General features: G+C 66.7%; 13 protein-coding genes and 2 tRNA genes. 7 read left to right on the top strand and 8 right to left on the bottom strand.

The window, feature by feature from the left end; translation table 11 throughout:
- Positions 1-18 precede the first annotated feature (18 nt).
- The 3 genes from pgmB to AC3DE2_RS00065 form a co-directional block, all read right to left on the bottom strand.
- Positions 19-3,039, bottom strand: coding sequence for a beta-phosphoglucomutase (gene pgmB / locus AC3DE2_RS00075; protein WP_488424511.1), 3,021 nt, complete (start codon positions 3,037-3,039; stop codon positions 19-21).
- Positions 3,040-3,281: 242 nt separating this feature from the next.
- Positions 3,282-4,334, bottom strand: a complete 1,053-nt coding sequence (locus AC3DE2_RS00070; protein WP_488424510.1) for a LacI family DNA-binding transcriptional regulator — start codon at positions 4,332-4,334, stop codon at positions 3,282-3,284.
- Positions 4,335-4,339: 5 nt separating this feature from the next.
- Positions 4,340-4,789, bottom strand: a complete 450-nt coding sequence (locus AC3DE2_RS00065) for a DUF1801 domain-containing protein (RefSeq protein ID WP_488424509.1) — start codon at positions 4,787-4,789, stop codon at positions 4,340-4,342.
- 260 nt (positions 4,790-5,049) lie between these two features.
- Here AC3DE2_RS00065 and AC3DE2_RS00060 point away from each other — a divergent pair, with 260 nt between their 5' ends.
- Positions 5,050-5,682 (top strand): OmpW/AlkL family protein, encoded by a 633-nt coding sequence (locus tag AC3DE2_RS00060; RefSeq protein ID WP_295382410.1) that lies wholly within the window; start codon positions 5,050-5,052, stop codon positions 5,680-5,682.
- A gap of 79 nt (positions 5,683-5,761) precedes the next feature.
- Here AC3DE2_RS00060 and AC3DE2_RS00055 read toward each other — a convergent pair whose 3' ends face one another.
- Positions 5,762-6,271 (bottom strand): DUF1453 domain-containing protein, encoded by a 510-nt coding sequence (locus AC3DE2_RS00055; RefSeq protein WP_488424508.1) that lies wholly within the window; start codon positions 6,269-6,271, stop codon positions 5,762-5,764.
- Positions 6,272-7,150 (bottom strand): DMT family transporter, encoded by an 879-nt coding sequence (locus tag AC3DE2_RS00050; RefSeq protein ID WP_488424506.1) that lies wholly within the window; start codon positions 7,148-7,150, stop codon positions 6,272-6,274.
- Positions 7,151-7,227: 77 nt separating this feature from the next.
- On the opposite strand from AC3DE2_RS00050, the gene AC3DE2_RS00045 reads away from it, so the two are divergent.
- Together AC3DE2_RS00045 and AC3DE2_RS00040 are read left to right on the top strand one after the other, a co-directional pair.
- Positions 7,228-7,710: a YajQ family cyclic di-GMP-binding protein gene (locus tag AC3DE2_RS00045; RefSeq protein ID WP_488425224.1), complete on the top strand. Its 483-nt coding sequence runs from the start codon at positions 7,228-7,230 to the stop codon at positions 7,708-7,710.
- Complete coding sequence (locus AC3DE2_RS00040; protein ID WP_488424504.1) at positions 7,703-8,272, top strand: DUF1415 domain-containing protein; 570 nt, start codon at positions 7,703-7,705, stop codon at positions 8,270-8,272. Before AC3DE2_RS00045 ends, AC3DE2_RS00040 begins: the two co-directional genes overlap by 8 nt.
- A gap of 49 nt (positions 8,273-8,321) precedes the next feature.
- Here the strand turns inward: AC3DE2_RS00040 and AC3DE2_RS00035 are convergent, their stop codons facing one another.
- The 3 genes from AC3DE2_RS00035 to AC3DE2_RS00025 all read right to left on the bottom strand — a co-directional run bounded on the left by AC3DE2_RS00035 (position 8,322) and on the right by AC3DE2_RS00025 (position 10,818).
- The gene (locus tag AC3DE2_RS00035; RefSeq protein ID WP_488424503.1) at positions 8,322-8,792 is read right to left on the bottom strand and encodes an REP-associated tyrosine transposase; all 471 of its coding nucleotides are present in this window, start codon (positions 8,790-8,792) and stop codon (positions 8,322-8,324) included.
- Between the two features lie 269 nt (positions 8,793-9,061).
- Positions 9,062-9,769, bottom strand: coding sequence for a pseudouridine synthase (locus AC3DE2_RS00030; RefSeq protein ID WP_488424502.1), 708 nt, complete (start codon positions 9,767-9,769; stop codon positions 9,062-9,064).
- A complete protein-coding gene (locus tag AC3DE2_RS00025) occupies positions 9,766-10,818 on the bottom strand; it encodes a class I SAM-dependent methyltransferase (RefSeq protein WP_488424501.1) in 1,053 nt (350 codons plus the stop codon). Before AC3DE2_RS00025 ends, AC3DE2_RS00030 begins: the two co-directional genes overlap by 4 nt.
- A gap of 40 nt (positions 10,819-10,858) precedes the next feature.
- On the opposite strand from AC3DE2_RS00025, the gene AC3DE2_RS00020 reads away from it, so the two are divergent.
- From AC3DE2_RS00020 to AC3DE2_RS00005, 4 genes are all read left to right on the top strand, one after another.
- A complete protein-coding gene (locus AC3DE2_RS00020) occupies positions 10,859-11,128 on the top strand; it encodes a hypothetical protein (protein ID WP_488424500.1) in 270 nt (89 codons plus the stop codon).
- 429 nt (positions 11,129-11,557) lie between these two features.
- Positions 11,558-11,629: transfer RNA gene (locus tag AC3DE2_RS00015), tRNA-Cys, on the top strand.
- Between the two features lie 2 nt (positions 11,630-11,631).
- Positions 11,632-11,697 (top strand) — tRNA-Ile (locus tag AC3DE2_RS00010).
- Positions 11,698-12,074: 377 nt separating this feature from the next.
- Positions 12,075-13,196: a slipin family protein gene (locus AC3DE2_RS00005; RefSeq protein ID WP_488424498.1), complete on the top strand. Its 1,122-nt coding sequence runs from the start codon at positions 12,075-12,077 to the stop codon at positions 13,194-13,196.
- Positions 13,197-13,614: the final 418 nt, after the last annotated feature.

Genomic DNA, 13,614 nt, shown 5'->3' with positions numbered 1-13,614 from the left:
TCTGACGGCCGCGTGCGGTCACGAAGAAACAAAATCCCTCACACGCAACGCGGCGATGTCCGGCAGTACCGCGTCGGCCTGCGGCAGGCTGTCCGCGCTGCCGATGCCGATGGCGGCCATGCCGGCGGCGTGGATGGCCTCGATACCGGCCACCGCGTCCTCCACGCCGATGCACCGGGATGGCGGCACGCCGAGCGCGGCGGCCACGTCCAGGAAAATTTCCGGATCCGGCTTGGCCCGGCGGATGCGGCCCGAGTCGGCGATGTAGTCGAAGCGATCGGCGATGCCCAGCTTGTCCAGCAGCAACGGCGCGTTGCGGCTTGCCGAGGCCAGGCCGACCTTCAGGCCCGCCGCGCGGGCCTCGTCCAGCACGCGGATGACGCCATCGAACAGATCACGGGGACCGAACCGCTGGATCGCCTGCACGTAGTAGCCGTTCTTGCGGTCGGCCAGCGCGCGCCGCTCGTCGTCGCCGTAGGCACGCGTGGCGCGTTCCAGGATGATCGCCAGCGACGCCATCCGATCCACGCCCTTCAGGCGCTCGTTGACCTGGCGATCGAACGGCACGCCAATCTCGTCCGCGAGCCGCTGCCAGGCTTCGTAGTGGGTATGCGCGGTATCGGTCAGCACGCCGTCCAGATCGAAGATCAGGGCGCGCGCCTCGCGCGGGAACGTCGCGCGTACCGCCGCCAGCGGCTGCGCGAGCGGTTGCACGGCGGCGGCGCCCGCTGACAACACCAGCGGCTCGCCCGCGTGGGTGATGGCCAGTTCGGTGCCCTCTTCCAGGCGATAGCGCACGCCATCGGCCGCCACGTCCACCCGCAGCACGCCATCGCGCCAGCGCAGGTTGAAGCCGTAGCCCTGCCACGCTTCCGGCAGGGTCGGCGCGAACGACAGCTGGCCGTCCCGCACGCGCAGGCCGGCGAAGCCCTCGGCCAGGCCCAGCCAGCTGCCCGCCAGCGCCGCCATATGCACGCCGTGGTCGGTGTTGCGATGCAGGTCGTCCAGATCCACGCGCAGGCTGGCGTCGAAGTAGCGCCACGCCTTGTCGGCATGGCCGACTTCGTTGGCGAGGATGCCGAACACCGGCGCCGACAGGGTCGAGTCGTGGGTGGTGACCGCTTCGTAGTAGTCGAAACTGCGGCGCTTGCGGCGCGGATCCAGATCCTCGCCCGCCAGCACCAGCCCCATCACCACGTCCGCCTGCTTGCAGATCTGGTGGCGGTACAGGGTGAGCGGGTGGTAGTCCAGCAGCAGCGGCCGGTGTTCGCCGACCGCCGGCGAAAACGGCCAGCGCGGCTTGTCCAGGAATTCGTCGTCCTGCGCATAGACGCCTTGCGCCTCGTCGTAGGGCAGGTACATGGCCTCGGCGGCGCGCCGCCACAGCTCGACTTCGGCTTCCTCCAGGACCAGCCGCCGCGCCAGCGCGGCCAGTGCATCGGGCCGTTCCTGGCGCAGGCGATGCCACGCCGCCACCGCGCGGCGCAGGTGTTGCTGGGCCATGCGGTTGGTATAGAAACTGTTGTTGACCAGGGTCGTGTATTCGTCCGGACCGGTCACCTCGTGGATGCAGAAGGCACCGCCCCGGCGCGGGTTGAAATGCCCTGCCTGCGGCCAGATCCGCGCGGTCTCGAACAGCATCTCCGCGCCCGCCCCGGCGAGGAAATCGACGTCGTCGCTGGCATCCAGGTACAGGCCGATGCCATAGGCCACCGCCGCATTGATGTGGTAGGCCGCCGAGCCGCTGGGATAGTGCGCCGAGCATTCACCTCCATCGATGGTGCGCCACGGATACAGCGCGCCCACCGGATGGTTCATCTCGCGAGCATGCGCGCGCGCGGCATCCAGGGTGCGGAAGCGGTAGTGCAGCATCGCGCGCGCCACATCCGGCGCGGTGAACACCATCACCGGCAGCACGAATGCCTCGGTATCCCAGAAGCAATGCCCTTCGTAGCCTTCGCCGGTCAGGCCCTTGGCGGCCGTTCCGTCCACGCCATTGCGGCCCGCCGACTGCAGCAGGTGGAACAGGTTGAAGCGCAGCGCCTGTTCCGCGGCGGCATCGCCGGTGACCGAGATGCCGGCGCGCCGCCAGAAACCTTCCAGCGCGGTTGCCTGCGGCCCTGCGAAGCCATCGAATCCGCGTTGCGTGGCCCGCTCCAGCTGGCTGCCCAGATCGCGTGTACGCCGCTCCAGATCGCCTTCATGCACGTAGACGACGAATTTCTCCAGGCTGATCTTCGCGCCGGGCGACAGTTCACCCTCGAAGCGCTGCTCGACCCGCCCCGCCGCCGCCTGTGGCGGTCGTGCCGCGAGCCCCTCGCCGACGCGATGATGCTGGCCGCAGCTGAGTTCGAAACCGCGATGCGGCGCGCGCTGGGCAATCCAGGCCATGCCGCCTTCCACCCCGCCGCCGATCGCCAGCAGGCCCTCGCCGCCACCGGCGCCGATGCGCGGATCATCGCCCTGCGCGACTGCCTGGCGACCGCTTTCGATGGAGGACACCAGCGCGACCGGCCCGCGGTAATCGATTGATGTCAGCTGGAATCGGATCGCCAGCAGCGCGTGCTCGGCGAACGGCACGACCCGCTCGGCGTGGATTTCCAGGGTATGTCCGGCGGCGGTGCGCAGACGAAGGCGGCGGCGCAATTGGCCATGGCGAAGGTCCAGTTCGCGATCGAACGCCAGCCACTCGGCCTGCGCGGGATCGACGACCTCCTCGCCCAACTGGATCCGGATGCGCTTGCCTTCCGCCACCGGTACGCGGGTGTCGGTGCTACGGGCGAAACCGGCCAGGCGCTCGTGATAGTGGATGGCGTTCTGCTCGAACGCCGCGGCCAGGAAGCTGCCGTCGGTGGGACTGTCCTGTTCCTCGAAGCCACCGCGCACGCCCAGGCCACCGTTGGCGAGCGCGAACAGGGTTTCGTCGCGGGCGCGGCGGCGCGGGTCGAATGCCGGCTGGCGCAGGCGCCAGGGGTCGTCCGCGATGGTCATGCCGGCGCCATCCGCCGCCGTTGCACCCTGCCACTCACCCACGTTCACGCCTCCCTTTCCCTGCGCCGCAGGGGTCGGGAGGCACGCTAGGGAACCGTTGTTATCGATGTCAAGTTATCGATAACAATTATCAGGCGACGCATGCCCCCGCCCTCCGCGTCTACCCGGAGGACGCGAGATATTTCCTTTTCGTGACAGAGACTTGGAAGATATCCGGTCGACCCGTGACGCGCGCCCCCGGCGCTGTTCCGGGCCCCCGGAATACGCTGCGCCGCAACAGACTTTTGCGCTCAGGTGGCGCGAACCACCAGATGGGTGGACAGGGTTTCGGATGCCGCGGGCTCGCCATCGATCAAGGCGCGGATCTTGCGCGCCAGCAGGACGCCGGCATCGACGAAGTTCTGGTGCACCGAGCTCAACGGCGGCACGTAGGTCGCGCCCAGCGGACTATCGTCGTAGCCGATGACCGACACATCCTCGGGGACCCGCCTGCCCCGCTCGATCAGCGCGCGGATGGCGCCGATGGCGAGCAGATCGCTGGCCGCGAACAGCGCATCGACCTGCGGATGCTGCTCCAGCAGCGCATGCACCGCTTCGGCGCCGGCATTGACCGTGAAACTGGCCACCGAGGGCGTGACCGGCACGATGCCGTACTTGCCCAGGGTGCCGGCGAAGCCTTCCAGGCGTTCGGCGAACTCGCCGTGCGCCGGATCGCCCAGGAACACGGGCCGGCTGCGGCCCAGCGCGATGAAGCGTTCGGCAGCCAGCGCGCCGCCGCGCCGGTTGTCGCTGCCCACCACCACCTGCGACTCGTGCCGGCTGACCGCGCCCCACACCACCATCGGCCGACCCCAGCGCTGCACCTCGTGCATGGCATCCTCGTTGGCGCCCTGGCCCAGCAGGATCACCCCGTCGGCGGCCTGCACGTTTGGCAACGCCCCACCCTGAAGCGAGGTCAGCAACACGCTGTAGCCGGTGGTGGTCAGTTCCTGGGTGATGCCGCCCAGCAGATCCAGCGGGTAAGGCCCCGACATCTGTCGCTCCAGGGTCGGCTTCATCTCCACCACCACCGCCACCGTCATGCTGCGGCGCAGGCGCAGGTTGCGCGCACTGACGTTGAAGGAATAGCCATACTGCCGCGCGATTTCGCGGATGCGCCCGCGGGTCTCGGCATTCACCAGCGGACTTTCGCGCAGCGCGCGCGAGACCGTGATGGCGGAGACGCCGGCGATCTTCGCCAGATCCGCCATGGTGGGATTGTCTCCCGCCACCGGCGCGGATTCGGCCTTCCCGCGCGCGACGCCGCGGGAGCGGAGAGAGGACTTGGACGGGCGCGGACTCATGCGGATCAGTGTCGCATGCGGCCGGCTTCATGGCGCGCGATATGGACAGCCACCGGCGTGGCCGCCACGATCTGGACCACTGCCGGCAGCAGCAGGTCCTCCAAGCGCCTGAAGCGCAGGCAGCTCTTGCCCAGGTCCAGTTTCCTGCCGACATCGGCGTAGGCCCGCCGCAATCCGGCTTCCGCCGGCGAATCGACGTACACGCACATCAGGTACAGCGCGTAGTGGTTCTTCTGCGCGGCCAGCGCCACGAACGACAGCGGCTGGCCGTTGCGAGTGTCCGGGTAGCGGGACAGCGGCACCTCCCAGCTGATCATTCCCCAGTTCATCCGCTCCTCGTACCCCGCGGGCAGATGCAGGTTGATCGCATCACGCACCGCGGCGATCACGTCGCGCCGTTCCGCCGGCAATCCGGCCAGGTAGGCATCGACGGTGGCGGCATCGCTGCGGGGCATGACGTGCTTCCTGTCGTGATCGTTCTGGTGATTCGCGCGCACCGACATTAACGCAATCCAGCTCACGCTCCAACGCGGCCCACAGGGAATTTCATATTTGCGTGCATGCATGCGCGACAAACGAAAAATGAATGTCTGCTGGATATGGCCGCTGTTGTAAAAAATTCATTTCGCGGCCTTGTCTCCATTCATGCGCGGATCGTTACGGTGCGCACGCCCCAAGAGCATCGGGCCCAAAAAGAGAAAAAAGGAGATCCCCCATGAACAAGTTCCGCACCCTTACCCTTGCCGCTTCGCTGCTGGCATTTGCCCCGTCCGTATTCGCACAGGACGCCGCCTCCGGCACCGATCACAAGCGCTTTGCGATCGTCGGTGGCTACGCCGTGCAGAAGGTCGACTCCAAGCCGGTCGACAATTCCAGCCTGGATCTGGATGGTGGTTCGGCCGCGACCCTGAGCGCCAGCTGGTACGTCACTCCGGCGATCGCCGTCGAGCTGTGGGGCGCCGCCGACAAGTTCGAGCAGCGCGTGCGCGGTGACCAGGGCAAGCTGGGCAACATCGACTCGCAGCCCTATGCGCTGAGCGCGCAGTACCACTTCCGCAACAGCGACGCGCCGATCCGTCCGTTCGTGGGTCTGGGCTACTACCAGGCCAACTACAGCGGCGGCTACAACATCACAGACGGCGCCGGCCAGCACTTCGGCCTGGAAGACACCAAGGGCGCCATCGGCACCGTGGGCGTGGACTTCAACATCAGCCCGTCGTGGTTCGCCCGCGCGGACGCCCGCTACATGCACGGTGACAGCGAAATCACCGCCGACGGCCAGCGTGTCGGCCAGAAGGCGGATCTGAATCCGTGGACCGTCGGCATCGGCATCGGCGCGCGCTTCTAAGCACGCTCCGGCCGGCGACCGGCATTGCACCATCCGGAACGGCGAAGGGTCCCACATAGGGGCCCTTCTTTTTTTCGCCTCATCGGCGCAGGCGCCGCAGCCGCCGATGCAATCCCCAACTGCCCGCAAGTCCATACCCCAGCAGCAGGCCCGCCAGTCCGGTCAGGCCTGCATGCAGGTCGCCGGCCAGCACCTGATCCCGCGACCACGCCATGCCCTGCTGGATGACCTGGACCAGCCCCAGCAGGATTCGCCCGGCGATCAGCAGGGTCAGCAGCAGCACCAGCCAGGGATTGGGGGTATGGAACAGGCCGGTTTCGCGCCATTCGAAACGGCTCGTGGCGATCCCCAGCATGCCCAACGCGGCCTGCGACAGCTGGTGTGGCCACCAATACTGGAGGACGGCGCTGATCAGCAGGAAGACGGCGATCGCCACCCCCAACAGGCCCAGGTTCAAGCGCACCTGCCAGGGCCAGACCCGCCGGGTAGCCTTGCCTCGGCGATAGCGCTGCCACAGCGACCAGGGAAACAGCACCAGCCACAACGCCAGCAGCACCATCAGGCCCAGCGGCAGCAGCAGGAGGGGCATTCAGGGATGCTCGGCCTCGGCGTGCGCGGGTTCGCGGCGCAGCAGATAGAACCCGCTGGCGACGATGATGCCGGCGCCGATCCAGGTGACGCCGTCGGGCAACACACCCCACAGCGCCACGTCCAGAACCACGCCCCAGATCAATGCGGTGTATTCCAGCGGCGCGATCAACGAGGCCTCGCCGCGGCGGAACGCCTCGGTGAGCGCGATCTGCGCCAGCGATCCGGCCACGCCGATGCCGGCGATGATCCAGCCATCGGTGGCTTCCAATGGCTTCCATCCCCGCCACGCCAGTGCCAGCGCCGCCACCGACAGCAGCGCCATGAACCAGACCACCATCGCCTGGGTGCTGTCCCGTTGCGCCAGCAACCGCACCGTGATCGCGCCGGCGGCGTAGCACATCGCCGCCACCAGCACGGCCAGGCCTCCGGCGGTCATCATTCCCTCGCCGGTGGGTCGCAGGATCACCAGCACGCCGAGCAGGCCGACGGCAATCGCCACCCAGCGCCCCGGCCCCACGCGCTCCTTCAGCAACGGGCCCGCCATCGCGGTGACCAGCAAAGGCGCCACGAACGTGATCGCGTAGGCGGTCGACAACGGCATGCCGCGCAGGCCGTAGACGAAACCGGCCATCATCGCCACGCCCAGCACGCCGCGCAGCAGGTGCAGGGGCCAGTGGATCCGCAGCAGGCTGCCGGCCGGCACCGTAAGCAGCGCCCAGGCCAGCACGAACGGCAGCGAGGACAGCCCCCGCAATGCCGCCACCTGCAACGGCGGATACTTCGCCGACAGCAGCTTGAGCCCGGCATCCATCAGGGCGAACAGGAGTACGGCCAGCAGCATCAGGACGATGGCGGCGGAATGGGGGTGTCGGCGCATGCCGCATTATGGCGTGGCGAAGGGCAAACGCCCCATGGATTAGAATGGATCACCCCCGAATCCGTATTTCGACCACCATGCCCTCCTTCGATGTCATTTCCGAAGTCAACCCGCACGAACTGACCAACGCGGTCGACCAGGCCAACCGCGAACTCACCAGCCGTTTCGACTTCAAAGGCGTGGACGCCCGGTTCGCGCTGGAAGAGAACGTCATCACCCAGACCGCCCCCAGTGATTTCCAGGTCAAGCAGATGACCGACATCCTGCGCGCGCGCCTGATCGCCCGTGGCATCGACACCCGCTGCCTGGAATTCGGCGACGTGGAGACCAATCTGGCCCAGGCCAGGCAGAAGGTCACCGTCAAGCAGGGCATCGAACAGAAGCTGGCCAAGAAGATCGCAGCGACCATCAAGGACGCCAAGATCAAGGTCGAAACCCAGATCAACGGCGACAAGCTGCGGGTCAGCGGCAAGAAGCGCGACGACCTGCAGGACGTCATCGCCCTGTTGAAGAAGACCGAACTGGAACTGCCGCTGCAGTTCGACAATTTCCGTGACTGAGCCTTTCGCGCCGCCGTCCAACGGGACCACGCCGGATCCGCTAGCGCTCACCCGGCGCTGGATCGAACGCGCGGTCATCGGCCTGAACCTGTGCCCGTTCGCCAAGGCGGTCTACGCCAAGGAACAGGTGCGCTTCGTCCTCAGCGACGCCACCACCCCGGAAGCCCTGCTGGAACAGCTGGCCGAGGAACTGGTGCTGCTGCGCGATACCGATCCCGAACAGATCGACACCACACTGATCGTCCATCCGGATGTCCTGACGGATTTCCTGGACTACAACGATTTCCTCGACAACGCCGACGCGGCCATCGAGGCGCTGGACCTGCAGGGCATCCTGCAGGTCGCCAGCTTCCATCCCGACTACCAGTTCGCCGGCGCCGCTGCCGACGACATCAGCCACTACACCAATCGCTCGCCCTACCCCACCCTGCACCTGCTGCGCGAAGACAGCGTGGAGCGCGCGGTCGCGGCGTTCCCCGATCCCGACGTCATCGTCGAGCGCAACGTGCAGACCCTGGACCGCCTCGGCCACGCCGGCTGGCGCAAGCTGTTTGAGGATTGATCACCATCCAAGCTTTCGTAGGAGCGACGTAAGTCGCGACCACGCCACCTCACAACCAGACCGCATTCCAGTAAGGGTAGTCGCCTATCCGTTTCACGAGACCGGCCCTGAGCGGATTGGCAATCAGATAGCGCGCTGCAATCTTCACGCTCTCATCCTCACCCAATGCTCGCTCATGGAACCCCTTCGCCCATACCGGCACACTTTCGCGCCCAGGGCGGCGGAGCATCCTGGCCGTGTTGGTTTTCACGCGCTGCACGACAATGGAAATGTCTTCCATGGGTCCGAGCTCTATCAATCCATGCCAATGGTCGGGCATCAATACCCAGGCCAGCAGCCGGGAGCGATACCAGAGGCGGGGGTCCTCCACCGCCCGTGCAACGATGGCGGCATTGCCGGGATCGTCGAAGATCCGCCCACGACCGACTGTCGCGAAGGTGATCAGATGGATCTGGCCAGCGAGCGAATACCTGCCCTTGCTTAGCGCGCGATGTCCTCGGAAATGAGCGACCTCAGGCATTCCCTGCCTGCGATTGTCGTGTTTTCCCTACGCGGCGGAACGCCCCCAGGTCCGCGGGTGTCTGCTGCCTTTGCTGAATTCTCCGGGTCGCGACTGACATCGCTCCTGCAGGGGGATTTGTCGGATCTTCGCTTCGAATAGCCATCCATGGCCGTCCTTCTTCCGTGGACGTCCAGCATCCGCGTGGGCGCGGGCCCATGCCATCGGGGAGAAGCGCGACGGTGTGTGGGGATATCCTGATTCGCGACCGGCCTCGCTCCCCGCAGGACTTATCCGGCGTGGATGAAAAGCGTTGCGAGATCCGCGTCATCCAGCGCGCGCCACTGGCCCGATGGCAGGTCCTCCAGCGCGAGGCCACCGATGCGGCTGCGATGCAGCGTTTCGACGTGGTTGCCGACCGCGGCGAACATCCGGCGTACCTGGTGGTAGCGGCCTTCGGTCAGGGTCAGGCGGGCGCGACGCGGCTCGACCGCCTCCAGGACGGCGGGCGCCAACGGCGTCGTCTCCGATTCCAGCAACAAGGTTCCACTGGCGAACACGTCGGCCTCATCCCCCCGCAGATCCTGCGCCAGCGTCGCTTCATAGACCTTGGGCAGGTTCGACTTCGGCGAGATGATCCGGTGCAGCAGCGCACCGTCGTCGGTCATCAGCAGCAGCCCCGATGTTTCGCGATCCAGCCGGCCCACCGAGGACAGCACCGGTGAACGCTGGCGGAAACGCGGCGGCAGCAGGTCATAGATGAGCCGTCCGGCATCCTTGGTCGAACAGGTGTAGCCCACCGGCTTGTGCAGCATCAGCGCCAGGCCCGGAGCAGGGTCCAGCGGTTCGCCATCGACGCGGATATTGTCGTGCTCGACCGGATCGTCGGCATACAGCACCTCGCCGGCGGCGTCGGTGATCCGGCCTTCGCGGAACATCAGCGCCACCCGCTTGCGGCTGCCGTAGCCGAGATTGGCAATGTGCTTGACGATTTTCATGCGCGTGCCGCCTTCACCGCTTCGATCACCTTGAACCCGTTGCGTTCGGCAACCGCGCGAACCTGGCCGAAACCGGAACCGAGCACGGATTCGTAGGGCAGGTGGCGGTTGGCGACCAGCCACAGCCGTCCGCGTGGCTTCAACGCACCCGCGGCGACCTCGATGAAACGACGACCGATGTCGGGGCGATCTTCCCGGCCCTGCGCATGGAAGGGCGGATTCATGACGATGAAGTCGTACGGGCCGGAAACACCCGTGGTCACGTCGTGCCAGTGGAATGCCAACGCGGCCGAAGTGTTGCGCAGGTTGTCGCGCGCTAGCGCCAGCGCGCGCGCTTCGGCTTCATGGAGATCCAGCGCGGTGACACCGGGACAATGTTCCAGCACTTCCGCCGACAGATAGCCGTAGCCCGCGCCCAGGTCCGCGCCGTGGCCGGTGAGATCGGCGGGCAGGTGCGCGGCCAGCAATGCGGAGGCTGCATCGACGCGATCCCAGGCGAATACGCCGGGACGACTGGTGAAGCGCCCTTCCAGGATCGGGCGCGGCGCGTCCAGCCGCAGCCATTCGGCCAGCAGCGCCTCGTCCCGGAGTTCGCCCGCCCGCGCCCAGAACACCCGGCAATGATGCTTGCTGAGGCTGCCGGCCAACGTCGCCAGGCGCTTCAGATCGCCTTCGCCCGCTTTGGCGCCTTCATCGTTGGGCATGCTCGCAACGACCAGCCCATCCGGCGCGGCCATCGACAGGGCGCGTGCGAACAGGGCCCGCGCCTCCTCGCGTTGGCGCGGCGGCAGTACCAGCACCAGCGCATGGCCACCCGGTCGCGCACGCGACGACGCATCCTCGACGACATCCAGACCGGCACGCATCAGCGCATCCGCAGCCGGCTTGAAGCTCTGCTCGCACGACATTCCTTCGAGCGGGAACTGCCGCAATGCCGAGCCATCACGCGCGCGCAGGAACAGCTTCGGACCTTTCGGCCAGGAGAGATCTCCCTTCTGGAAGGGCAGCAGCAATGCATCGAGCGCGGGATCGGGATGGGGGTGGGACACGTGTGGTCACTGGGGCGGAACGAACGCGGCGATTTTACCCGTGCGCATGGTCGCCCATATCCGACCGGCCGTGGCACCGTTCACGCCACCGGTCGAGCACAAGGAAATTCGCGTTAAAAAAGTGTTGCATCTTCAAAACAACCGGCGTATCGTGCGCGGCCTTCGCCCTCGTGGCTGTTTTTTCACCGAACCGATTTCCATGATCCGCCTTCCCGCCAACACGAACCTGTTTGCCCCGTGGCCTTGCCACGGCGCGGACGCGTGCGTCTCGTCGCGCGGCTTCGAAGGCATGCGGCATCTGGATACCTAGTCACGGCTGACTCCCTGGGAGATCGGCCACCCCGATCTCCCGAGGAACGCGAACGCCCTCGGGTCGCAAGTCCCGGGGGCGTTTTGTTTCTGGCGTTCGCGGAGGATGCGCATGCATCGAGCGGTTTTCATTCCATCCGACAAGGAAACCCCTGGTTTCCGCCCTGGAGCATCCGGGTAGCGCGATTGCGCGCCCGAGGCAGGGGCGCGGCTGCAACCGGCGCATGTGCGCTGCGTGGTGATGCTCCGACGCGAGCGGCGTTCGGATGGAACAACAGAATAGGGTGCGATGCATCCGCATGAATTGCCGGTTGGCGACAGCCGGCAATGCGGAACATCCTGGAACACGTTCCAGCGGCTCGGGTTCTTGACCCGTCCGGTGCGCGCGGCGCTGCCGTGGCGTATGCCGAAGCGTGGAAACGGGTGTTCCAATGACGATGGCCGAATGGTCAGGCATCGGCGGCAACGCCGGGTACACCGGTTCGATTCCGGTACGTCACCACTGGATAGCTCAGTCGGGTAGAGCATCGGACGAATAATCCGAGAGTCGCGGGTTCGAGTCCCGCTCCAACACATGACCTGTCACGTCATGACATCGGGACGCAAGTCCCTCCCAGGAAACGCCCGGTGCGGCGCGTCGATCCATGCAAGGGAATGCGTGGAAGAGCAAACCGCAGCGTGGCCGGTGCCGGAACCTCGCCCTGGCGGCGGACGTTTCCCATCGACGCCGGACGGCAGGACGCCGGCCGGTCAGCGATGGCGGAATCTCCACCCACAGCGCCGGACTCCCGCATCGATCGCGTCCACGGGCGTTTCCACCTTCTTCCGATGGCTCCGCGTGCGGCGGCGTCGTCAGCACCCCACGCGGCAAACCGTTCCTCCGCGTGGATGGATGAAATCCAGGAACGGACCACCAGAGCCAACAACCACATAAGGAGACATGTGCCATGTTCTGGACCAAGAAGGTCGTGATCGGTGACGGCGAGCGCGGCCTGGTGTATCGCAACCGTCAGCTTGAGCAGGTGCTCGAGCCGGGCGTCTACAAGTTCTTCGACCTGCGTGGACAGGTCAGCGTCACCGTGCACGCCATCGCGCGGCCGGAGTACGGCGGCAACGATGCCGAAGTACTGATCGCGCGCATGGACATGCTGGCGCCCTACTTCACTTTCGCCGACATCGGCGAACAGGAAGTCGGCCTGGTGTCGAAGAACGGCAAGCTGGAGGACGTGCTGCCGCCGGGCACCCGCAAGCTGTACTGGAAGGGCCTGGCGCGGGTGGACGTCCGTTGCGTGCCGCTGGACGGCTCGCTGGAAGTGCAGCCCGCGGTCGTGCGGCGACTGCGCCAGCTGGGCACCTTGTCCAGGCTGGCGGTGGTCGCCGACGTGCCGGCCGAGTACGCCGGCCTGGTGTTCATCGACGGCAAGCTGTCGAAGACGCTGGCGCCGGGCGCCTACGCATTCTGGAACTTCCAGAAGAACGTGGGCGTGGACATCGTCGACCTGCGCGTGCAGGCGATCGAAGTGTCGGGCCAGGAACTGCTGACCCGCGACAAGGTGTCCCTGCGCGTCAACCTGGCCGCCAGCACCCGCGTCACCGACGTGGTCGCTGCGCGCACCCGGGTGGCGAAGATCGGTGATCACGTCTACCGCGAACTGCAGTACGGCCTGCGCAAGGCGGTCTCCGCCAAGACGCTGGACGAACTGCTGGGCGACAAGGCATCGCTGGACGCCGACATCTTCGCCCACGTGCGCGGCCAGGTCGCCGGCCTGGGCATCGAGGTGCTCGGCGTGGGTATCAAGGACGTGATCCTGCCGGGCGAGATGAAGGACATCCTCAACGGCGTGGTGCAGGCCGAGAAGTCTGCCCAGGCCAACGTGATCCGCCGCCGCGAGGAGGCGAACGCGACCCGTTCGCTGCTCAACACGGCCAGGCTGATCGAGGAGAGTCCGGTGTTGATGCGCCTCAAGGAGCTGGAGGCGCTGGAGAAGATCACGGAGAAGATCGACAAGCTGACCGTGTTCGGCGGCCTGGACGGCGTCATGAAGCAGTTGGTCAGCCTGAAGCAGTAGCGACAACCGTTCCACCCTTCCCCCGCTTCTTACGGGGGGAAGGAGTTCCAAGCAAACCTGCCCTTCCCGGTGTCACGGGGGAGGCTGGGGTGGGGGGCAGACCGGAGCCGATGGCCTTGATTGGCCAGGCGGGCATCGAACGTTGCGATCCTCGACGCAACCACGACCCGCGTCTTCGTTCGCCCCCATCCCAACCTTCCCCCGCACGCGGGGAAGGCGTTCCAGGCAAACCCGCCCCCTCCCCCGTTCACGGGGGAGGGGGCGGGTGGGGGCAGACCGGAGCCGATGGTTTTGATTGGCCAGGCGGGCATCGAACGTTGCGATCCTCGACGCAACCACGACCCGCGTCTTCGTTCGCCCCCATCCCAACCTTCCCCCGCACGCGGGGAAGGCGTTCCAGGCAAACCCGCCCCCTCCC

This window comes from Pseudoxanthomonas sp. 68-E7, assembly GCF_057773145.1.
This window is presented reverse-complemented; position numbering and strand designations above follow the sequence as displayed.